At 70.8% G+C, this 21,129-nt stretch carries 22 protein-coding genes; 13 read left to right on the top strand and 9 right to left on the bottom strand.

Annotated features, from left to right (window positions below; all coding sequences use genetic code 11):
- The first annotated feature begins 316 nt into the window (after nucleotides 1-316).
- The gene (locus tag AB0D14_RS32285) at nucleotides 317-538 is read left to right on the top strand and encodes a helix-turn-helix domain-containing protein (protein WP_362786211.1); all 222 of its coding nucleotides are present in this window, start codon (nucleotides 317-319) and stop codon (nucleotides 536-538) included.
- Between the two features lie 132 nt (nucleotides 539-670).
- On the top strand, nucleotides 671-1,462 hold the full coding sequence (locus tag AB0D14_RS32280; protein ID WP_362786269.1) for an enoyl-CoA hydratase/isomerase family protein: 792 nt from the start codon (nucleotides 671-673) through the stop codon (nucleotides 1,460-1,462).
- Between the two features lie 24 nt (nucleotides 1,463-1,486).
- Here AB0D14_RS32280 and AB0D14_RS32275 read toward each other — a convergent pair whose 3' ends face one another.
- Entirely contained in the window at nucleotides 1,487-2,245 is a 759-nt protein-coding gene (locus AB0D14_RS32275) for a nucleopolyhedrovirus P10 family protein (protein ID WP_362786209.1), read from the bottom strand.
- A gap of 86 nt (nucleotides 2,246-2,331) precedes the next feature.
- On the opposite strand from AB0D14_RS32275, the gene AB0D14_RS32270 reads away from it, so the two are divergent.
- The 5 genes from AB0D14_RS32270 to amaP all read left to right on the top strand — a co-directional run bounded on the left by AB0D14_RS32270 (nucleotide 2,332) and on the right by amaP (nucleotide 4,876).
- Nucleotides 2,332-2,823 (top strand): Asp23/Gls24 family envelope stress response protein, encoded by a 492-nt coding sequence (locus tag AB0D14_RS32270; protein ID WP_362786207.1) that lies wholly within the window; start codon nucleotides 2,332-2,334, stop codon nucleotides 2,821-2,823.
- A 103-nt stretch (nucleotides 2,824-2,926) separates the two neighbouring features.
- Nucleotides 2,927-3,121 (top strand): hypothetical protein, encoded by a 195-nt coding sequence (locus AB0D14_RS32265; protein WP_107017754.1) that lies wholly within the window; start codon nucleotides 2,927-2,929, stop codon nucleotides 3,119-3,121.
- A 179-nt stretch (nucleotides 3,122-3,300) separates the two neighbouring features.
- Complete coding sequence (locus tag AB0D14_RS32260; protein ID WP_362786268.1) at nucleotides 3,301-3,603, top strand: hypothetical protein; 303 nt, start codon at nucleotides 3,301-3,303, stop codon at nucleotides 3,601-3,603.
- Nucleotides 3,600-4,283 (top strand): DUF6286 domain-containing protein, encoded by a 684-nt coding sequence (locus tag AB0D14_RS32255; RefSeq protein ID WP_362786205.1) that lies wholly within the window; start codon nucleotides 3,600-3,602, stop codon nucleotides 4,281-4,283. Before AB0D14_RS32260 ends, AB0D14_RS32255 begins: the two co-directional genes overlap by 4 nt.
- Nucleotides 4,280-4,876 (top strand): alkaline shock response membrane anchor protein AmaP, encoded by a 597-nt coding sequence (amaP, locus tag AB0D14_RS32250; RefSeq protein WP_362786204.1) that lies wholly within the window; start codon nucleotides 4,280-4,282, stop codon nucleotides 4,874-4,876. Before AB0D14_RS32255 ends, amaP begins: the two co-directional genes overlap by 4 nt.
- 57 nt (nucleotides 4,877-4,933) lie before the next feature.
- On the opposite strand, the gene AB0D14_RS32245 is transcribed toward amaP, so the two are convergent.
- From AB0D14_RS32245 to AB0D14_RS32225, 5 genes are all read right to left on the bottom strand, one after another.
- Nucleotides 4,934-5,689: an SDR family oxidoreductase gene (locus AB0D14_RS32245; protein WP_362786203.1), complete on the bottom strand. Its 756-nt coding sequence runs from the start codon at nucleotides 5,687-5,689 to the stop codon at nucleotides 4,934-4,936.
- 5 nt (nucleotides 5,690-5,694) lie between these two features.
- Nucleotides 5,695-7,608 carry a glycoside hydrolase family 15 protein gene (locus tag AB0D14_RS32240; protein WP_362786201.1) on the bottom strand — a complete coding sequence of 638 codons (1,914 nt, stop codon included), beginning with the start codon at nucleotides 7,606-7,608 and terminating at the stop codon, nucleotides 5,695-5,697.
- A gap of 99 nt (nucleotides 7,609-7,707) precedes the next feature.
- Nucleotides 7,708-8,499, bottom strand: coding sequence for an SURF1 family protein (locus tag AB0D14_RS32235; protein ID WP_362786199.1), 792 nt, complete (start codon nucleotides 8,497-8,499; stop codon nucleotides 7,708-7,710).
- Nucleotides 8,500-8,548: 49 nt separating this feature from the next.
- Nucleotides 8,549-8,782: a hypothetical protein gene (locus AB0D14_RS32230; RefSeq protein ID WP_362786197.1), complete on the bottom strand. Its 234-nt coding sequence runs from the start codon at nucleotides 8,780-8,782 to the stop codon at nucleotides 8,549-8,551.
- Between the two features lie 102 nt (nucleotides 8,783-8,884).
- On the bottom strand, nucleotides 8,885-9,904 hold the full coding sequence (locus tag AB0D14_RS32225) for a DEDDh family exonuclease (RefSeq protein ID WP_362786196.1): 1,020 nt from the start codon (nucleotides 9,902-9,904) through the stop codon (nucleotides 8,885-8,887).
- Nucleotides 9,905-10,119: 215 nt separating this feature from the next.
- On the opposite strand from AB0D14_RS32225, the gene AB0D14_RS32220 reads away from it, so the two are divergent.
- From AB0D14_RS32220 to AB0D14_RS32195, 6 genes are all read left to right on the top strand, one after another.
- Nucleotides 10,120-10,917, top strand: a complete 798-nt coding sequence (locus AB0D14_RS32220) for an acetoacetate decarboxylase family protein (RefSeq protein ID WP_362786194.1) — start codon at nucleotides 10,120-10,122, stop codon at nucleotides 10,915-10,917.
- Entirely contained in the window at nucleotides 10,917-11,801 is an 885-nt protein-coding gene (locus AB0D14_RS32215; RefSeq protein WP_362786192.1) for an SDR family NAD(P)-dependent oxidoreductase, read from the top strand. The genes AB0D14_RS32220 and AB0D14_RS32215 overlap by 1 nt, the downstream gene beginning before the upstream one ends.
- Nucleotides 11,802-11,856: 55 nt before the next feature.
- Complete coding sequence (locus tag AB0D14_RS32210; RefSeq protein WP_362786190.1) at nucleotides 11,857-13,143, top strand: amidohydrolase family protein; 1,287 nt, start codon at nucleotides 11,857-11,859, stop codon at nucleotides 13,141-13,143.
- Entirely contained in the window at nucleotides 13,140-14,459 is a 1,320-nt protein-coding gene (locus tag AB0D14_RS32205) for an amidohydrolase family protein (RefSeq protein ID WP_362786188.1), read from the top strand. Before AB0D14_RS32210 ends, AB0D14_RS32205 begins: the two co-directional genes overlap by 4 nt.
- A 159-nt stretch (nucleotides 14,460-14,618) precedes the next feature.
- Complete coding sequence (locus AB0D14_RS32200) at nucleotides 14,619-15,533, top strand: sterol desaturase family protein (protein WP_362786186.1); 915 nt, start codon at nucleotides 14,619-14,621, stop codon at nucleotides 15,531-15,533.
- A complete protein-coding gene (locus tag AB0D14_RS32195) occupies nucleotides 15,530-16,267 on the top strand; it encodes a lysoplasmalogenase (protein WP_362786184.1) in 738 nt (245 codons plus the stop codon). The genes AB0D14_RS32200 and AB0D14_RS32195 overlap by 4 nt, the downstream gene beginning before the upstream one ends.
- On the opposite strand, the gene AB0D14_RS32190 is transcribed toward AB0D14_RS32195, so the two are convergent.
- The 3 genes from AB0D14_RS32190 to AB0D14_RS32180 all read right to left on the bottom strand — a co-directional run bounded on the left by AB0D14_RS32190 (nucleotide 16,236) and on the right by AB0D14_RS32180 (nucleotide 20,774).
- The gene (locus AB0D14_RS32190) at nucleotides 16,236-17,204 is read right to left on the bottom strand and encodes a CopD family protein (protein ID WP_362786266.1); all 969 of its coding nucleotides are present in this window, start codon (nucleotides 17,202-17,204) and stop codon (nucleotides 16,236-16,238) included. The two genes, AB0D14_RS32195 and AB0D14_RS32190, sit on opposite strands and share 32 nt — an antisense overlap.
- A gap of 351 nt (nucleotides 17,205-17,555) precedes the next feature.
- Nucleotides 17,556-19,109, bottom strand: coding sequence for a S8 family serine peptidase (locus tag AB0D14_RS32185; protein ID WP_362786182.1), 1,554 nt, complete (start codon nucleotides 19,107-19,109; stop codon nucleotides 17,556-17,558).
- Between the two features lie 129 nt (nucleotides 19,110-19,238).
- Nucleotides 19,239-20,774 carry a S8 family serine peptidase gene (locus AB0D14_RS32180; protein ID WP_362786180.1) on the bottom strand — a complete coding sequence of 512 codons (1,536 nt, stop codon included), beginning with the start codon at nucleotides 20,772-20,774 and terminating at the stop codon, nucleotides 19,239-19,241.
- Nucleotides 20,775-21,129 lie beyond the last annotated feature (355 nt).

The following is a 21,129-nucleotide window of genomic DNA, read 5'->3' as shown; positions in this document are numbered from 1 at the left end:
CGTATGGATCATTCGGCCGATCCGTGATCCATCATCTGAGTGAGATCTCCTCGTACCGAGGTGTGTCCTACATGCATTTCGCGGCCGGGCCCTTCGTCCCCGAAGGCCCGGCCGTCGCGCGTCGCTGACCTGGCCCTTCGTCCGCGATCTCGCTCGGCGGTGCGGACGGACGGCGGATGGAATGTGGGATTCCGCTCGTGGTGACGGGGTTCCGCGGCACAAGCTCGTCCTACCGACCTTGCCGAATGGGTGGCCAGGACGCTCTTGAGGGGTGATCATGAGAAGTCCAGAGCGCACTTCCGCTGAGGAGGCACGGGTGGCCGAGACTCTGAAGAAGGGCAGCCGGGTAACCGGCGCCGCGCGCGACAAGCTCGCGGCAGACCTGAAGAAGAAGTACGACTCCGGTGCGAGCATTCGAGCACTGGCCGAGGAGACCGGCCGCTCGTATGGCTTCGTGCACCGGATGCTCAGTGAGTCGGGTGTCACGCTTCGAGGGCGTGGCGGAGCGACGCGGGGCAAGAAGGCCGCGTCGGGCTGAAGCCGGGCGGCTACTCGTTCTCGATGGTGGCCACCCGGTCGGTTCTTTGACCAGCCGGGTGGTTACTGTGCAGTCACTTAAGGGTGCTCTTCCATGGCACCCTCTCTGACCGCACCCATCGGAGGCGTGCCCATGGCTTCGTTCGACCCGCTGCTCGACAAGGACGGCGTACGGCTCACCGTCGACGACGCGATCGCCACGGTGACGCTCACCAACCCGGCCAAGCGCAACGCGCAGAGCCCCGCTCTGTGGCGGGCGCTGGCCGAGGCGGGCCGGCTGCTGCCAGGCACCGTCCGCGTGGTGGTGCTGCGCGCCGAAGGCAAGTCCTTCTCCGCGGGGCTCGACCGGCAGGCGTTCACGCCCGAGGGGTTCGACGGCGAGCCGTCCTTCATCGATCTCGCGCGCGGTTCCGACGCCGAACTGGACGCGGCCATCGCCGAGTACCAGGGCGGTTTCACCTGGTGGCGACGGAGCGACATCGTGTCCATCGCCGCCGTGCAGGGGCATGCCATCGGGGCGGGCTTCCAGCTCGCGCTCGCCTGTGACCTGCGCGTCGTCGCGGACGACGTCCAGTTCGCCATGCGCGAGACCGGTCTGGGGCTCGTTCCGGACCTCACGGGCACGCATCCGCTCGTGGGGCTCGTCGGCTATGCCCGCGCGCTGGAGATCTGTGCGACGGGGCGGTTCGTGCAGGCCGAGGAGGCACAGCGGAGCGGGCTCGCCAATATTGCCGTGCCCGTCGATCAGCTCGACGACACGGTGGGCGAGCTGGCCGCGGCGCTGCTGGCCGCGCCGCGGGACGCCCTCGTCGAGACGAAGGTTCTGCTCCAGGGTGCGGTGGATCGTACGTACGAGGAGCAGCGGGTTGCCGAGCGGGGCGCTCAGGGGCGGCGGTTGCGGGATCTTGCGGGGCTTTCCGACTGATCCGGCTGAAGGGCCCTCGCGTCTCTAGAGGGCCGGGGTCACCGGAGCTACCGCTGTTACCAGTACCGCTGCCGACGGGCGGTCGGGAAGCGACTGCGTGATGTTCGCCCGGACGGCCCTGGCCACGTCCAGCGTGCGCTCGGCCGTGTCGACCCTGATCTCCACGCGGACGTGGCGGCGGGGAAGAGCCGCGTCGCTGTGGCGCTCCTCGACCTGTGCCGTGCGGCTCAGGGCTGTCACACCCGGGACGGAAAGGGCGGCGGCCGCCACGCGGGACTCGTCCGTGCCGGACGAGGGCCGCCGCTCGTCAGGGTGTGACGAGGGCCGCCGCTCGTCAGGGCGTACGGCGTCGGGTTCGGCCGGCTCGGGAGCGTCCGCACCGTCCTCCAGCAGCCCCGTCACCCGTAGGTCCACTTCCGTGACCGTCAGCCCCAGCCGCTCCGTCGCCGTCGAGGCGAGGACAGTGCGCAGGCGGGACGCGGTCGCGGGAAGGGGGGCGTCCGGTGTGAGCGTCGCTGTGAACTCCGCGGTGACGCGCAGCGGGCCCGGTGGCAGCGCGCTCGGCGGTGGGGGTACGGCGGGCTCGGACGCGGCGTCCGGGTCGATGAGAGCCAGCCGCAGGGAACCGAGGCGTACGCCCGGCACCCGACGTACCGCACGGCGTAGCACCGAGGCGACCGCCGCCTCCGTGATCCATGCGCCGTCGCCCGGTCCGCCCAGGGGCAGCAGTCTGCCGAGGCCGAGCTGTTGTCGAATTTCCTGCGTCCATCGGTCCGCCGTCATTGCTCCAGCCTGCCGCATCCCCGGCGCGCGACCCGGTAACCGCACTTAATGTGGACGAAGAGGCCTACCGAAAGGGATGCACCGCGATGAGCGACATGACTCAGCAGAAGCGGCCGGAGAGCCCCGGGGCCGAGCAGCCGGACCAGTTGCACAAAAGGACCGGCGCGGCCAAACGAGGCGGTGGCGATCCGTCGACCCGGGGACGCACCACCATCGCCGACGGAGTCGTCGAGAAGATCGCCGGACTCGCCGCCCGCGACGTCCTCGGCGTGCACGCCATGGGCAGCGGGATCTCGCGCACGTTCGGCGCAGTACGCGACCGGGTACCGGGCGGCGGCTCGAAATCCGTCACCCGTGGCGTCAAGGCCGAGGTCGGTGAGGTCCAGACCGCGCTCGACCTGGAGATCGTCGTCGACTACGGCGTGTCCATCGCCGACGTCGCCCGTGACGTACGGGAGAACGTCATCGCGGCCGTCGAGCGCATGACAGGCCTTGAGGTCGTCGAGGTCAACATCGCGGTCAGCGATGTCAAGCTGCCGGACGAAGAGGACGAGGAACCGGAGAGCCGCCTCCAGTGACGCCGCACCGATGGCCCACCAGGCGCCTGTCGGGTGACCTGCTGAGTGGTCTGCCGTGTGACGGGTTGAGTGACTGGTCGAGTGACCTGCTGAGGAGCGCACCATGAGCATGGCCGTGATCGGCATGATCGCCGGAATGGCGCTGGGATTCGCCGGGTACTTCGGCGGGTTCGGTGCCTTCCTCCTGGTGGCGGCGCTGGGCGCCATCGGCTTCGTCGTGGGCCGCTTCCTGGAAGGGGACCTGGATCCCGGGGACTTTTTCCGCTCCCGCGGTACCCGCGACGACCGCCGGCGGTGACGCGCGTGTCCGGTGAGTCCGCCACGGCCCATGAGCCCGGAGAGCCCGGGGAGTCCAGCGAGTCCGGGGAGCCCCGTGAGTCCGGGGAGTCCGGTGAGCTCGTCGGGTCCGCCGGGGCCGGCGTCCGGCCCGGCAGCCCCGGCCGTGCCGTCGCGCCGGGCGAGCGCGGCGCCACCAGGATCGCCGACCGGGTCGTCGCGAAGATCGCCGCGCAGGCGGCGCGCGAGGCGCTCGACGCGCTGCCCCCCGACGCGGTGCCCCCGCACGCCACGGTCGTCGTACACCACGACCTCGCCCGCGTCCGGATCAGCCTCGAACTCGACTACCCCTGCGACATCGGCGGCCGGTGCGGTGCCGTGCGTCACCAAGTCACCCAGCGGGTAGAGGTGTTGGCGGGAATGAAAGTACCCGAGGTCGCCGTCCAGGTGGAGCGACTGCACTCCGTACGGACGCGCGGCGCGGTACAGGGAAGGACGCGATGAGCGAGCCCCAGGGCTTGGAGAGCACCCAACACCTGCCCGTCATCGAGAAGGCCGCCGAGAGCGAACTGGGCCAGTCCGCCTCCGCGGCGGAGTACACACCTCTGCCCACCCTCGACGACGCCGAGGACGGCAGCGGCCGGTTCTGGTCGGCCCGGCGGGTCCCCGCGGGAATCCTCGCGCTGCTGGTCCTGGCCACCGCGGGACTCCTGCTGTACGACGTCGCCGCCGTCCGCGCCGACCGGCCCGCCATGCACTGGCGCAGGTCCCTGGCCCGTGAACTCGCCGAACGGCCCCTCGACGACACCTGGGTGCTCGTCGGCGCCGGCGTCGCGACGGCCCTGGGCCTCTGGCTGCTCGTCCTCGCCGCGACCCCAGGACTGCGCGACGTCCTGCCGATGCGGCGCGCCCACCCCGACGTACGGGCCGGACTGCACCGGGACGCCGCCGCCATGGTCCTGCGCGACCGGGCCATGGAGGTGTCCGGCGTGCGATCGGTCCGGGTCCGCATGGGGCGCGGGAAGGCCGACGTCCGTGCGGTCGCGCACTTCCGTGAACTCGACGACGTACGCGCCGACCTGGACGCCACGCTCGCCGACGGCGTCAGGGGACTCGGCCTCGCCCGGCGTCCCGGGCTGTCGGTACATGTCGTCCGGCCTGGCCGGAAGGGGCGAGTGGGATGAAAGGGGTGAAAGGCGTGCTGAGGATCGTGAACCGGGTCCTGCTGGGTTTCGCGGGTCTGCTCCTGGTCGTGCTCGGCGGCTCCGTGCTCGCTGTCGGCCTCGGTGTGAACCCGCCCTCGTGGTGGATCCACGACGGGCGGCACGACGTGCTGCTGAGCGACGCCGACCGGGCGCGGTGGCGGGACGAGGGCTGGTGGTGGCCGACCGTCATCGCCGTGCTGGCCGTGGCCGTGCTGCTCGCCCTGTGGTGGCTGACGGCGGTGCTGCGGCGGCGCCGGCTCGCCGAGGTGCTCGTCGACACCGGCGACGGCGAGGGCGCGCTGCTGCGGGGGCGGGCCATGGAGGACGTACTGGCCGGTGAGGCGGGCGCGTTGGACGGGGTGCGAGGGGCGCGGGTGTCGCTCGCCGGGCGTCGCAGTGCCCCCGAGGCGCGGGTCTGGCTGCTGCTGGAGCCGCACGCCGGCCCAGGGGAGACCCTGCACCGGCTGACGACGCAGTCACTCGCCCACGCGAGGGACTCGGCCGGCCTCACCTCCCTCCCGGCGGAGGTGCGCCTGCGCGGAGCGAAACACGGCCCGGAAAGGGTCACCTGAGGACGCGCCCGTTTTCAGGGCCCGCTCTCAGAGCAGTCCGCACGACGAACCCCGGGTTCAGAACCCGTGCCGTGCACCCCCGTCGACCGGCACCATGATGCCGGTCAGATAAGACGCCGCGGGCGACAACAGGAACGCGGCCGTCCGGCCGAACTCCTCCGGCGTCCCGTACCGCCGCAGCGGAATCCGCGCCTCGTTGGCCGCCCGCGCGGCAGCCGGGTCGGCGGAGTACCCGTCCAGCTCACGTACGCGATCGGTGTCGATCCGGGCCGGGAGCACGCCGACCACACGGATGCCCCGCGGGCCGAGTTCGTCGGAGAGGGACTTGGCGAACCCGGCGAGCCCGGGACGCAGACCGTTGGAGATGGTCAGGCCCGGAATCGGTTCGTGCACCGAGCCGGAGAGCACGAAGCCGATGACCCCGCCCTCGCCCAGCTCGGCGGCGGCCGCGCGGGCCAGCCTGACCGCGCCGAGGAAGACGGAGTCGAACGCCGACTGCCACTGCTCGTCCGTGTTGTCGGCGACGAAGCCGGGCGTCGGGCCGCCGACGCTGATGAGGATGCCGTCGAAGCCGCCGAAGCGCTCACGGGCGGCCGCGATCAGGCTCTGCGGGGCCGTGGCGTCGGCGTTGTCCACGGCCACGCCGTGCGCGTTCGGGCCGAGCGCGGTGGCGGCCTCGCCCACCGTCTTCTCGTCGCGCCCGGTAATGATCACCTTCGCGCCGTCGGCGACGAGTTCACGCGCGGAGGCGTGGCCCAGGCCGCGCGTTGCTCCGGTGACGACGTAGACGCGGTCCTTCAGTCCAAGATCCATGGCCCCTATCCTGCCTCGTCTCCTGCCTCGTCCGGATCGGGTACCCCAGCTTTCCCCTCGTCGCCGAACAGGGCAAGGGCGGTGCCCACCAGACCGATGTGGCTGAACGCCTGCGGAAAGTTGCCGAGCTGGTGTCCGGCCACGGGGTCGTACTCCTCGGCCAGCAGCCCCACGTCGTTGCGGAGCGCGATCAGCCGCTCGAACAGGTCGAGGGCTTCCTTCGTACGGCCCGTCAGATGCAGCGCGTCCGCGAGCCAGAACGAGCAGACGAGGAACGAGCCCTCACCGCCCGGCAGCCCGTCGACGTCCTTCAGGCCCGAGCCGCCCACGTCCGAGCCGTGCGGCTTCGCTCCGTACCGGCCCGAACCGTGCGGCTTCGCCGCCTGCTGGTCCGAGCGGGGCGGCTCCGCGTCGTAGCGGTGTACGAAGCCGTCGCGGGCGAGTTCCGCGCGCACCGCGTCGACCGTGCCGACCACCCGTGGATCGTCCGGCGGCAGAAAGCCGAGGCGGGGGATGAGCAGCAGCGCGGCGTCCAGTTCACGGGAGCCGTAGGACTGCGTGAACGTGTTCCGCTCCGGGTCGTAGCCGCGCTCACACACCTCGCGGTGCACCTCGTCGCGCATCGCGCGCCACTTGTCCACGTCGCCGTCCAGCCCGGGGTTCTCCTCCAGGGTGCGCACGGTGCGGTCGGCGGCCACCCAGGCCATCACCTTCGAGTGCACGAAGTGCCGGCGCGGCCCGCGCACCTCCCACAGTCCCTCGTCGGGCTTGCGCCACGCCGAGTGCAGGAAGTCCATCAACGCCTGGTGCAGCCGCCACATGTCCGGTTCGACCGGCAGCCCCGCGTGCTGTGCCAGCGTGAGCGAGTCGATCACCTCGCCGTACACGTCGAGCTGCAGCTGCCGTACGGCGTCGTTGCCGATCCGCACCGGCGCCGAGCCGCGGAAGCCGGGCAGCCACGCCAGTTCGTACTCGGTGATGCGCCGCTCGCCCGCCAGGCCGTACATGATCTGCAGGTCCGCCGGATCCCCCGCGACCGCGCGCAGCAGCCAGTTGCGCCAGGCCTCCGCCTCCTCCTGGTAGCCGCACGCGAGCAGCGCGCCCAGCGTGAGAGTGGAGTCGCGCAGCCAGCAGTAGCGGTAGTCCCAGTTGCGCACCCCGCCGATCTCCTCGGGCAACGAGGTCGTGGGGGCGGCGACGATGCCGCCGCTCGGCGCGTACGTGAGGGCCTTGAGGGTGATCAGGGAGCGGACGACCGCGTCGCGGTGCGGCCCGTCGTAGCGGCAGCGGGCCGCCCACGCCTGCCAGTCGGCGACGCTGTGCGCCAGCGCCTCGTGCGGGTCGACGAGGGCGGGGCGCGGCTCGTGCGAGGGATGCCAGGTCAGGACGAAGGCGACCTGCTCGCCCTCGGCGACCGTGAACTCCGCGTGCGTACCGAAGTCCTCGCCCCAGGTGTGCACCTCGGGTTCGCTGCGCAGCCACACCGAGTCCGGCCCCGCCACGGCCACCCGGTGGCCGTCCGACCTGCGGACCCACGGGACGACCGAGCCGTAGTCGAAGCGCAGCCGCAGTGTGCTGCGCACGGTCACCCGGCCCCTGAGGCCCTCGACGATCCGGACGACATCGGGTGCGCGGTCGCGCTGCGGCATCAGGTCGGTGACGCGTACCGAGCCCTCCTCGGTGTCCCACTCGGTGTCGAGCACGAGCGTGTCCGGCCGGTACGCCCGGCGTGTGCAGGTGTCCGATCCTTTTGGCGCCATCCGCCAGTGTCCGTTGTCGTCGTCCCCCAGCAGTTTCGCGAAGCAGGCCGCCGAGTCGAACCGGGGCAGACAGAGCCAGTCGATCGATCCGTCCCGCCCGACCAGGGCGGCGGTCTGGTGATCGCCGATGAGCGCGTAGTCCTCGATGGAAGGGTGCACGTGTGCCGGGTTCCCGGGGCATCGGGTGATCAATCCCGGGGCACGGCGTGTCCGGGTTCTGACGCCGACGGTCTGACGCCGGCGGTCAGACGACGGCGGTCAGACGACGGCGGGCTCGGCCGCCGGTGTGGACTCGGCCTCGGCGGCCTCCAGGCGGTCCCGGCGCTCGCGGCGGACCAGAACCACATAGCCCACGGGGACGCCCGCGGCGAAGAGCCACCACTGGACCGCGTACGCCATGTGGGGGCCGATGCCGCTGTGGTCGGGCTCCGCGATCAGTTCGGGGCTGTCGCCCTTCGGCTCCGGCGCGGTCAGCGCGACGTAGCCGCCGAGGACCTGTTTGCCGAGGGACTCCGACTGCTGCTCGCTGTTGATCAGCATGACCATGCGGTCGGGAAGACCGCGTACGTCCTTGATGCCGCTGTCGGCGGTCGTCTCGTCGGCCATCAGCCGGCCGGTGACGGTGGTCTCGCCCTTCGAGGGCGCGGGAATCCTCGGGAACTCGGTCTGCGCGCCGTCCGCGGGGATCCAGCCGCGGTTGACCATGAGGACCCGGCCGTCGTCCAGGACGAACGGTGTCAGTACGTGGAAGCCGACCTCCTCGTCGGAGTTGGTGCGGCGGCGGACCACGACCTCGTCGGCGGTGTCGAAGGTGCCCTTCGCGGTCACCCGGCGGTACAGGTCCTTGTGCGCGACCGTCCGGCCCGGCGCGGTGAGCGACTCGGCGGGGGCCGGTTTCGCGGCCAGCGAGTCGGAGATCACCTGGTTCAGCGCGACCTTGTGCTCGTGCCGGTGCAACTGCCAGAAGCCCAGCTCGATCATCGTCGGGATGAGCGCGAGCATGATGAGGGTGAGGATCACCCACTGCCGGGACAACAGGAAGCGGTACACCCCACGACCGTACAACCGGGTCGTGGGGTGCGTTCGATCGGGTACCGGGTCACACCCTGTCGATGATCCCCACCTTTCCCTCCGCCCGGGAGCAGTGGGCGCCGCAGTACCAGTGCCCCTCGACCTCGACGCCCTGCCCGATGATCTGGACGCTGCAGTGCTCGCACAGGGGTGTCATCCGCTGGATCGCGCAGGAGAAGCAGTCGAAGACGTGCACCGCTCCCTGCGCGTGAACCTCGAAGGTCATTCCGTAGCTGTTGCCGCAGACTTCACATGTCGCCATGCGCCACAGGGTGGGCCGTCGCCGCGGTCCGGGCGAGGCGGCGCCGGGCGAGTCGCGCGGCAATCACCCGTCCGCACGGTCACCTCTCCGCCGTCCGTACGGTCACTTCTCGGCTGCCGGTTCCGCTGCCGGTTCCACGTTCCCGAGGAGCTGCCCGAACGCCGCCTCGTCGACGACCGGGGTGCCGAACTGGCGCGCCTTGACCACTTTGGACGTACCGGAGTCCGGGTCGTTCGTGACGAGCAGGCTGGTCAGCCGGGACAGGCTCGTCGCGACATGCAGACCGGCCTCGACGGCGCGGTCCTCCAGGAGATCGCGCTCGACCGAGGTGTCCCCGGAGAACGCGATACGCATGCCCTGTTTGAGCTGCCTGCCCGGTTCGTACCGTCCCGGATTCGGGTACGGGCAGGCGGGCCGCTTGCGTGAGGGGCGCCAACTCCCCGACGGGTAGCCGCCGGAGGAGTAGCCGGACGAGTAGCCGCTGGACTGCCGTCCGACGCGCGGCGCCGCCCGGTCCGTCCACTCCGTCAGCGGCAGGCATTCGAGGAGCGGCAACCGTACGCCGTCACGCGCGGCGGCCCGCAGGCTGGGCCGGAACGCCTCGGCGAGCACACGCGCGTCGTCCAGCGCGTGGTGTGCGCGCTGCTGTACGACGCCGAAGTGCGCCGCGAGCGACTCCAGCTTGTGGTTGGCCAGCGGCAGGCCCAGCTCCTTGGACAGCGCGATGGTGCACAGCCGCTGACGGACCGGCGCCTCGCGCTGCGCGCGCGCGTACTCCCGGGCGATCATCGACCAGTCGAAGACCGCGTTGTGCGCGACGAGCACCCGGCCCTGGAGCCGGGCCGTGAACTCCTCGGCGATCTCCGGGAACAGGGGCGCCCCTTCGAGCACGTCACTCGTCAGACCGTGGATCCACACAGGGCCCGGGTCCCGCTCCGGGTTGACCAGCGTGTACCAGTGGTCCTCGACCTCGCCACGCGCGTCCAGCCGGTAGACCGCGGCCGACACTATGCGGTCGTCGCGGGCCAGTCCGGTGGTCTCCACGTCGACGACGGCGTATCCCGGTGGATACGCGGCCGGCCATGGAGTGGCGGACGGTGCGGTCTGACGGTCTTCGAGCATGGTCACTGAGGATAAGGGGCGCGACTGACAGTCCTGTCCCCGGAGTCCGGACCCGAGCATTTGTGCTGCATGCCTATGGACCATTGCCGCGCCCGATGCGACTGTGCTGCGCGCCTGGAACACACAGAGACGCGAAGCGCAGACAGACGAAGGACTGACAGACGAAAGACAGACGAAAGACGGACGAAAGACAGGGACGCGAAGGGCGGTACGGCATGGCACGCGTACGGTACGGCGCGCGGACCGAGGCGGAGACCGCCGCCGCGCGCACCGCGAACTCCCGGCTCCCCGACATCTGGTCCACCGGCGTGGTGGCCGTCTGGGAGAGCGACCCGGACGCGGTCGCGGCGGTCCTGCCGCCTCCGCTCAAACCCACCGGACGTCCCCTGGTCCGGGTGAACATCAGCAAGGTCGACCTGCCCGGATACCCCCTGGGCGCGGGCTCGTTCGCGGTCGCCGCCGCACACGACGGGGTCGAGGGCTGGTATCCGCTGGTCATGCCGATGACGCATGAGCGCGCCCTCATCGGCGGGCGCGAGGTCTTCGGCGAGCCCAAGAAGCTGGGCGAGGTGACGGTCGAGCGCGAGGGCCTCGTCGTGCGCGCCGCGCTCGCCAGGCACGGCATCGAGTTCGTGGAGGTGCGCGGCGCGGTGAGCGGGCCGCTGCCCCTGCCCGAGCCGACGCGGAAGACCGACTTCTACTTCAAGTTCCTGCCCGCGGTGGACGGTTCGGGCTTCGACGCCGACCCCGTCCTCGTGCACTGTGTGCGCAACGAGAAGGCGCGGAAGCTGGAGCGGATCACCGGTGACGTCGTCCTGCGGGAGTCGATGTACGACCCCGTCGCCGACCTCCCGGTCCGTGAACTCGTCGGTATCACGATCGGCGAGAAGACGACGGACCAGAAGGGAACCGTCGCCGAACGTGTCGACGCGCAGGCGCTGTTGCCGTACATCCACCAGCGGTACGACGATCCGCAGCAGATCCACGACGGCCCTCCGGAAGGAAGTGCCTGATGGATCTGCGGGAGGGACAGGTCGCCGTCGTCACGGGCGCGGCGAGCGGTGTCGGGCTTGCCATGGCACGGCGGTTCGCGGCCGAGGGGCTGAAGGTCGTCCTCGCGGACGTGGAGGAGGGCGCCCTGGAGAAGGCCGCCACCGGGCTGCGCGAGGACGGAGCCGTCGTGCACGCGCGCGTGGTGGACGTCGGGGAGCGCGAGGAGTTCGTCGCGCTTGCCGAGGAGACGTACGAGAGGTTCGGCGCCGTGCACGTCCTGTGCAACAACGCGGGGGTCGGTTCGGGTGCCGAGGGCCGGATGTGGGAGCACGACCCGAACGACTGGAAATGGGCGTTCGCGGTCAATGTGTGGGGTGTCTTCCACGGCATTCAGGCCTTCGTGCCGCGGATGCTGGCCGGCGGCGAACCCGGCCACGTCGTCAACACCTCGTCCGGCGACGGTGGCATCGCGCCGCTGCCCACCGCGTCGGTGTACGCCGTCACCAAGGCGGCCGTCGTGACGATGACCGAGTCCCTGTACGCGCATCTGAGGGCGGAGCACACGCGCGTGGGGGCCTCGGTGCTCTTCCCCGGGCCGCACATGCTCCGTACGGGCCTGTGGGAGTCGCACCGCAACCGGCCGCAGCGATACGCCAAGCAGCGGCCCCGCAGGACGCCGTACCGCAGCCTCGACCAGTGGGAGGCCGCGATGCGGAAGGCGGGGAAGGACGTGCGGTTCACGCCGGTCGAGGAGGTCGCGGGCCTCGTCGTGGACGGCGTCCGCGCGGACCGCTTCTGGCTGCTGCCCGAGAGCGAGCACAGTGACGCGCAGATCCGCGCGCGGTCGCAGTCGATGCTCGACCGCGCCGATCCGGCGTACCTGGAGAACTTCATCCTGGACTGACTGGACTGACTGGATTCACTGGACTGAACTGGACCGACTGGACTGAGGAGTCGCTGTGGCCTCTGCGACAGAGCCCTATCTGATCATCTCCTCCGACTGCCACGCCGGGCTGCCCACCGAGGAGTACCGGCCCTATCTGGACGCCCGTTTCCACCGGGACTTCGACGAGTTCCTCGCGGGACGCGACCGCCGCCGCGAGGAGATGACCCGCCTCGGCATCCGCAACGAGGCCTTCGCCGACAAGTGGTTCCACGACAACGAGGAAGGTCTGCGCGGCGGCTGGGACTCCGCGCAGCGCCTCAAGGAACTGGACGGCGACGGCGTGGCGGCCGAGGTGGTCTTCCCGGACGCCGACGCGGTGGACAGCCGGACGGCCGCACCCTTCGGAGTGGGACTCGGGCTCTCCGGCGACCACGACCCCGACCTGGGCATGGGCGGCGCGCAGGCGCACAACAGGTGGCTCGCCGAGTTCGTCGGCGAGAACCCCGAACGGCACTGCGGGGTGGCCCTGTTACCCGTCACGGCACCCACCGACCGCGTCGTCGCCGAGATCCACCGTGCCAAGGAGTCGGGGCTCGGCGCCCTGATGATCCCCTCCATGTGGGTCGACAAGGAGCCCTACCACGACCGCCGTTACGACCCGGTGTGGGCCGCGGCGGCGGAGTGCGGGATGCCGGTGATGACCCACTCCGGGGCGGCGCCGCGCCACGAGTACGGCGACCACCTCGGCATCTATGTGAGCGAGGTGACCTGGTGGCCCGCCCGGCCCCTGTGGTTCCTGCTCTGGTCCGGCGTCTTCGAGCGGCACCCCGGGCTCAGGTTCGGCGTGGCGGAGTCGGGATGCTGGTGGCTGCCGAACCTGCTCTGGTTCATGGACCGGCTCTACCTCGGCGCGCACGGCGGCAAGAAGCTGTCCCCCTTCGCGGAGCTGCGGCGCCCGCCGCACGAGTACCTCGACCGCCAGGTGTTCATCTGCGCGACCAACACCAAACGCCGCGAGCTGGCCCAGCGGTACGAGATCGGGGTCGACAACATCCTCTGGGGCAGCGACTTCCCGCATCCCGAGGGCACCTGGCCCGACACGCGCGCGTGGCTGTCGCGGACCTTCCACGACATCCCGGTGACGGAGACCCGCCGGATGCTGGGCCTCGCGGCAGCGGAGGTCTTCGGCTTCGACACCGGGAAACTGGCTCCGCTCGCGCGCCGCATCGGCCCGACCCCGGCCGAACTCGGCCAGTCCGAGGACCAGACGGCGGTAGAGGCGTCCTGGGCGCGCTCGCGCGAGGTGGGCCGCCACTGGCTGACGGACCACGACTTCCCGGTCCTGGGGGTGGCCCCGTGAGCCCGGACCTGATGGACAGTCCGAACCACCCGAACCACCCGAACCACCCGAACCACCCGGACCGCTCAGACCACCCTGGTCACCCGGGTCACCCGGAGCGCTACACCGTCATCTCGGCCGACTGCCACGCGGGAGCCGACCTCCTGGACTACCGGCCGTACCTGTCGAAGGCGTTCCACGACGAGTTCGACGCCTGGGCCGCCACGTACGTCAACCCGTACGAGGACCTGGTGGCCGACACGGCCGACAAGAACTGGAACTCGGAGCGGCGCCTGGCCGAGCTGGAACAGGACGGGATCGTCGCCGAGGTCGTCTTCCCCAACACCATCCCGCCGTTCTTCCCGTCCGGGTCCCTGATGGCGCCGGCGCCGACGGCCGGGGAGTTCGAGCGGCGCTGGGCCGGCCTGCGCGCCCACAACCGCTGGCTGGCGGACTTCTGCTCTGCTGCCCCCGGCCGCCGTGCGGGCGTCTTCCAGATCCTCCTGAACGACGTCGGGGAGGCGGTGAAGGAGATCAGGTGGGCCGTCGCGGCGGGCCTCAAGGGCGGGCTGCTGCTGCCCGGCACACCGCCGGGGTCAGGGCTTCCCGAGCTGTACTCGTCGGCGTACGACCCCGTCTGGGCGGTGTGCGAGGAACTGGACGTCCCCGTGAACCACCACGCGGGCTCGGCCTCGCCGCCGCTCGGTGAGGAGCCCGCGGCCCGGGCGGTCTTCATGGTGGAGACGACCTGGTTCTCGCACCGCGCGCTCTGGCACCTGATCTTCGGCGGCGCCTTCCGCCGTCACCCCGGCCTGAAACTGGTGCTGACCGAGCAGGGCTCGGGCTGGATCCCCGGGGTGCTCGACATGCTGGACTACTACCACGGCCGCCTGGTGGCCGCGGCCTCGAAGGCGGCCACCGCCGAGTCCAAGTTCGGCGCGGGGCTGGCCGCTTCGATGGGCAAGGGGCCCTCGCAGGTGTGGCGGGACAACTGCTTCGTCGGGGCGAGCTTCATGCGCCCCCACGAGGTGCCGCTGCGGGACCGTATCGGCCTCGACAAGATCATGTGGGGCAGCGACTACCCGCACGACGAGGGCACGTACCCCTACAGCCGGGAAGGCCTGCGGATCGCTTACGCGGGCCTGCCACGCGAGGAGATCACGGCGATGACGGGCGGGAACGCGGCCCGGGTGTACGGCTTCGACCTGGACCTCCTGGACGCTGTCGCGGCCGAGGTCGGCCCCACGACGCGGGAGATCGCCGAACCGCTGGGGGAGCCTCCCGCGGACGCGACGAGTCCGGCGTTCGCCCGGGGAGGCTCGGTACGGGTCTGGTGACGAGTCCGGCGGAACAGCTCACCGAACCGGACGGGCCGGTCCTGCGGTCCCCTGGCGGAGGATTTGGCGGAGATCACCAACAAGTAAGCGCGTACCGCAGGTAATACTTGTGGGTAACAACGTCTGGCGGGGCGGACCGGCCGGTTCTACGGTGCACACATGCCGAACCTGCCCGATGTCGTGCTGTGGTCGATACCCGCCTTTGTGCTGCTCACCGTGGTGGAGATGGTGAGTGTCCGGATCCACCCGGACGAGTCCGCCGCGGGATACGAGACGAAGGACGCCGCCACGAGTGTCGGCATGGGCCTGGGCAGTATCGCCTTCGACCTCCTGTGGAAGATCCCGATCCTCGCCGTCTACACGGCCATATATGAGCTGACACCACTGCGCGTGCCCGTCCTGTGGTGGACCGTGCCACTGATGTTGCTGGCGCAGGACTTCTTCTACTACTGGTCCCACCGTGGGCATCATGTGATCCGCGTCCTGTGGGCCTGTCACGTCGTGCACCACTCCAGCGAGAAGTTCAACCTCACCACCGCGCTGCGACAGCCCTGGACGACCTGGACCGTGTGGCCGTTCTACCTGCCCCTCATCGCCCTCGGTGTCCATCCGGCGGCGCTCGCGTTCTGCTCGTCCGCGAACCTCGTGTACCAGTTCTGGATCCACACCGAACGCATCGACAAGCTGCCGGGGGCCTTCGAGTCCGTCTTCAACACGCCCTCGCACCACCGGGTCCACCATGCCTCCCAGGGAGGCTATCTGGACCGTAACTTCGGCGGGATCCTGATCGTCTGGGACCGCCTCTTCAAGTCGTTCGTCCCGGAGACGGAGCGGCCGGTGTACGGGCTGACCAAGAACATCGACACGTACAACCCGATCCGGGTCGCCACGCACGAGTACGCCGCCATCGCCAGGGACCTGAGAGCGGCGGGCAGTTGGCGCGAGCGGGCCGGGCGGGTGTTCGCAGGGCCGGGCTGGCAGCCTGCGGTACCTGCTACCGCCCCCGCGCGGGGCGCCTCTCCGGAGACACGGGCCGCCTCTCCGGAGACACCCGTCACGGAACCCGCCGCGTGAACCCACGCCACGCGCGCGTGGCGCTCGTTCTCTTCGGCCTGGTGAGCGTCGTGGACCTGGTCTCCCTGGCCATCGGCCACGACACGGGTCACACACTGGCCAAGCCCCTGCTGATGCCCCTGCTCGCCGTCCACGCGTACCTGCGCGGCGGGCCCGGACTCCTCGTCGGCGCCCTGCTCCTCGGGTGGGGCGGCGACGTCCTGCTCCTTCTCGACGCCGAGCCGGCCTTCGTCGCCGGGATGGCGTCCTTCGCGGCGGGCCATGTGTGCTACCTGCTGCTCTTCGCGAGGCGCGTCGGGAAACGGACTCGACACGACGCCGCACGTGCCTCTCGAAGCACCGCTCCACGCACCTTTCGACGCACCGCTCCTCGTGCGCGGGCGGACTCCCTCACGGCCGCCGCGTACACCCTCGCCCTCGCCGCCACCGTCACCCTCCTGTGGCCGGGGCTCCCCGCGGGACTGCGCGCCCCCGTCGCCGTTTACAGCCTGCTGCTGACCGCGATGGCGTACGGCGCCACCCGGCTCGGGCCCGTCGCGGCTGCCGGGGGCGCGCTGTTCATGCTGTCGGACACCCTCATCGCGACCGGCGTCGCCGAGTGGCCGCAGCCTCCACGGCCCGACCTCTGGATCATGCTCACCTACCTCGCGGCGCAGTACCTGCTGACCAGAGTCGTCCTCGTTGACCGGCCGGCCCTGTCGCTCACCAGCGGATCGGCACCGGCACCGCGGTGAGCACGGCCGAGACCGCCACCACCAGGCCCAGCGCCACGACCTCCGCGCGCGCGGGGGAGTAGGCGGTGAGCGGGTCGGCCGCCCGGTGCAACCGGCGGCGGGCCCACAGCGCGAGGGCGGCGACGGCGACCACCAGGAGCACCTTCGCGAGCAGGGTGCGCCCGTACGCCGTCGTCGTCAGCTGGTCCAGGACCGTGCCGGGCGGCATCCGGCGCAGTGTGCTGCACACCCCCGTCGCGGTGATCACGGCGAGCAGAACGGCCGCCACGCGCGCGTAGAGACCCAACAGCGCGGCGCCCTCTCCGGGAGCGGTGTGCCGCCACCGGAGCAGCGTGCGCAGAACGTACAGCAGCCCGCCCGCCCACAAGGCCGCGCAGGTCACATGAACGAGCGTCAGGCCCGAGCCGATCAGCGGGCTCTGCTCGGTCGTCGGATGCGCGCGCAGCGCCTCCGCGACGGCTATCGCGGCCAGCGGCCACACCTGGGCGGCCGGGCGGCGTGACAGGGCGCACAGGCCCATCACGACGAACGCGTTGACCTCCAGGAGCGCGAGCGCGCCGTCGCGGGACTGGTAGAGCCCACCGATGTCCATGTCGGAGGGACTGCGCGGCACGAGGTTCCCGGTGGCCACCACCGAGGCGAGACCGAGCGCGGCGAGGAAACCGGCGGCGGCCGCGGCCGGGGCCCAACTGCGCGGCGCGTCCTCCCGCGGCGTTCCGGGCACCCGACGCGCCAGGCGGGCGACGAAGACCTCGCCCGCCGAGACGCTCACCGCCGCGAACAGCACCGCCCGCAGCAGTGCGATCCCGCCCACCCCGGGCGCGGCGGCCTCGCCGGTGTCGCGCAGCACAACGGATGGCCCGAGCAGGGGTATCAGCGTGGCCAGGGACACCAGGGCGACGACGGTGACGGAACGCTGGACGGCGGCCGCGCTCACCCGGGGCGCGCCCGCCTCGCCACCCGTGCCGGCAGTCGGTCCTATCGAACTCACCTCAAGATCTTCACCAGTCGTCCCAGGCCCGGGCGAGTCCGGGAAAACAACTGGTGGAACGGCGTTCCGCCCGCTCTACGGGCATTTTGCCCATTCATACGTTTCCAGACGCCCCGTGACTCATGTCCAGCGCGGGGAATCCGAATCCCAGGGCCGTCCGTCCACCAGAACCGCGACAGCGGTGCGACAGAGGTGCGACAGAGGTGCGACGGGGTTGAGAGAAGGGGCCGGGCAGCACACGGCTGCCCGGCCCCTTCAAACGGTGCCTCTCAGGTGGTGACCCTCAAGCGGTGCGCCCTACTTCGTCACCGCGTCCAACGCGTCCGCGGTGCCCCAGCCGTAGAAGCTGTTGCGGTTCTTCGAGCCCTCGCAGACCGCGTCGACCTTGCCGTCGCCGTCGATGTCGTACGGGTCCGTGCACGGTGTGGCGTCGGCCTCCGCGTACAGCAGCGCCTTGACCAGGGCCGCCGAGGCGTGCGGGTGCGTCGACTTGATGAGCGCGGCGACACCCGCGACGTGCGGCGACGCCATCGACGTACCGGCCATGTAGCCCCACGAGCCGCCCGGCAGCGGGCCGAGGATCAGACCGCTGGTGGCGGGCGGGGCCGGGGTCTGGAAGCGCGTCGAGTCGCCACCGGGGGCCGCGATGTCGATGACGCCCAGGCCATGGTTGGAGAAGGACGACTTGATGCCCTTCGCCCCGGTCGAGGCGACCGTGACGACACCCGGCAACTGGGTCGGGATGTCGAGGCACTCGGACGGGTCGATGACGCGATCCGTCGGAGTCGAGTCGTTCGGCGAGGTCGAGTCGGCGATCTCGTCGGAGGCGAGGTCGTAGTTCTCGTTGCCCGCCGCCGCGACGTTGACCGTGCCCTTCTTCTCCGCGTACCGCGTCGCCCGGGTGAGGGCGTCGACGAGCGCCTTCTGGTCCGGGTCGTTCTTGCAGTTGAAGTACCACGGGTCGGTGTAATAGCTGTTGTTCGTGACGTCCACGCCGTGCTCGGCCGCCCACATGAAGCCGCACACGACGGCCTCCGTGTAGAAGAAGCCGGCCGTCGTGGAGACCTTGATGCCGGACACCTTCACGCCGGGCGCGACGCCCGTGACGCCGACACCGTTCTTCGCGGCGGCGATCTCGCCCGCCACGTGCGTGCCGTGCGGGCTCTCGGCGGCGCTCGGCCGCCAGGCCCCGTCGGTCGTGTCCGGCTTGCCCGACACGCAGTTGACCGACGCCTTGCGGTCGAAGTTCGGTGCGATGTCGGGGTGTGTGTCGTCGACGCCGGTGTCGATCACGGCGACGGTGACCTTCTTGCTCCCGAGCGTCTTCTCGTGGGCCTTGTCCGCCTTGATGGCGGGCAGGTCCCACTGCAGCGGCTCCAGCGGGTCCTGTCCGGCCGCGGCCTCGACGTCCGCGACCTCCTCCGAGGTGAGCACCTTCGGGGTGCCGACATCGGTCGTGGACTGCGCGGGCAGCGGCGCCGTACGCGTCGAGCCCGCCGACTCCACACCGCGCACCTTGCGGATGGTCTTGGCGAAGTCGGCGTTCGACGAGTGGACGACGATCACGCCGATCCGGTCGTACGACGTCACGATCGTGCCGCCGGCCTTGGCGATGGCCTTCGTCACCTGGGACTTCACCTTGGAGGAAGTCCCGTGTCCGGCGCGGATGTTGACGACGTAGCTCAGCGGGGTGGCCTCCGCCGAGATCCGCCCGGCCACGTCGGCCGTGTCGGCGGCCGGAGCCGGAGCCGCGGACGCGTTGACGTTCGGCAGGAAGGCGAGAGCCGTGGCCATGGCCATTCCCAGCGGGATGGCTATGACGCGGCGCGAGCGCGTAGTGGGCGCGGTCATGCTGTCTCCAGTTCGTTTAGCGAGTTGTGCGGGTTGTGCGGGCTGTACGTGCCGTGCGGGCCATGCCGGCCGTGTGGGCCGTGTGGGCCGTGTGGGCCGTGCCGTGCGGGAGGCCCCGTCGAACTCGGGCTACTTGACAGCCTTCAGCGCGTTGACGATGCCGAAGCCGTAGAAGCCGTTCACGCGCTTGCCGCCCTCACAGGTGGCGTCCTGCGTGCCGTTGCCGTCCTGGTCGTAGGAGTCCGGGCAGCCGGGGTTGTCGGCCTGGGCCTTCAGCAGCGCCTGCAGCTGGGCCGGGCTCGCCCACGGGTGCTCGGACTTCAGCAGCGCGGCGACGCCCGCGGCGTGCGGCGACGCCATCGAGGTGCCCTGCAGGAAGCCGTACTGGTTGTTCGGCATCGTGGAGAGGATGCGGCCGTTCTTCGACGGGGTGTCCGGGATCTGGTAGAGCCGGTCACCACCGGGAGCGGCGATGTCGATGACACCCTTGCCGTACGTCGAGTAGTACGACTTGAGGTTCTGTACGCCGGTCGCGCTCACCGTGACGACACCCGGCAGCTGGGTCGGTACGTCGTAGCACTCGTGCGGGTCGATCGTGCGGGTGACCGGCGTCGAGTCGTCGGGGCTCGTCTCGTCGACGATGGCGTCCGAGTCCAGGTCGTGGTTGGAGTTGCCGGCCGACGCGAGGTGCAGGGTGCCCTTCTTCGTGGCGTACTGCTGGGCCCGGTTGACCGCGTCGACGATCGCACGCTGGTCGGGGTCGTCCATGCAGTTGTAGAGCCACGGGTCCACGTAGTAGCTGTTGTTCGTGATCTCGACGCCGTGGTCGGCGGCGAACACGAAGGCGCAGACAACGCTCTCCGGGTAGAAGAGACCGTTGTCCGGGTCGCTGACCTTGATGCCGGAGACCTTCACGCCGGGCGCGACACCGGCCACGCCGATGCCGTTGCGCGCGGCAGCGATCTCACCGGCCACATGCGTGCCGTGGTAGTCCTCGGCGGTGTACGGGCGCCAGGCGCCCTCACTCGTGTCGGCCACGCCGCCCACACAGTTCGCGGACTGCCCGGCGGAGAAGTTGGGGGCCAGGTCCGGGTGCGTGTCGTCGACACCCGTGTCGATCACGGCGACCGTGACCTTCCTGCTGCCCGGGTTGATCCGAGAGGCCTTGTCGGCGCCTATCGCGCGCAGGTCCCACTGGTCGGCCTCAAGGGGCTCGCTCTCAGGGGTGGCCGCGGCCTTCACCTTGGCGGCCTCGGTGGCCGACAGGTAGTCGGCGGCGCCCTCGTCGGTCGTACCCGCCGCGGTCAGCGGGGTCGTACGGGTGGCACCGGCGGACTGGACGCCGCGCACGGCGCGGATCTGCGACCCGAACCCGGGGTCGGCCGAGTGGGCGACTATGACGCCGATCTTGTCGTACGTGGCGACGACGGTGCCGCCGGCCTGGGTGATCGCCGTCTTCACCGACCCGATCGTGCGATGGTCGGTCTTCGTGTTGACCACGTACGCGAGGTTCGGTCCGTCGGCCGCCGCGACGGCGGGGGCGGGCTGCGGTGCCGACTGCGGTGCGGCCGACGCGATGCCCGGAACGAAGCCGAGCGAGGTGGTGAGGGACAGCACGACGGGCACGGCGAGAGCGAGACGGCGTCTGGAACGCAGATGAGCCATGGGATCTCCACATCATCCGGAAACGGAACCGGCCCGAACACAGGTGGTACTCGGGCAGGTACATGACGGGGTGGTGCAGGGCGAAGTTATCGCCCGTCGTCCCTGGCCAGCAATGACTTACGGGGATGTCGTGCGAAACGCCGGAGACGAGTTCCGAAAGAAGTGACCGGAGTTGAACCGCGCCTCGCGCGGCGCCGTGACGTTGAGCAGGGAGCACGAGCACCGTCGAGCCCCCTGTTGGATCACGCCCGGGGGACCTAACATCGCCACCCGGCCCACGTGATCCACGTCACCGTGAGGTCAGAAATCAGCCATGCCCGTACCGAACCCTTCCCCCGATCCGGAAACGCCCCCG

The sequence above is a fragment of the Streptomyces sp. NPDC048484 genome, assembly GCF_040651415.1.
Lineage (GTDB): Bacteria > Actinomycetota > Actinomycetes > Streptomycetales > Streptomycetaceae > Streptomyces.
Note: the sequence above shows the minus strand (reverse complement) of the source record. Positions and strands in the feature narration are given on the sequence as shown.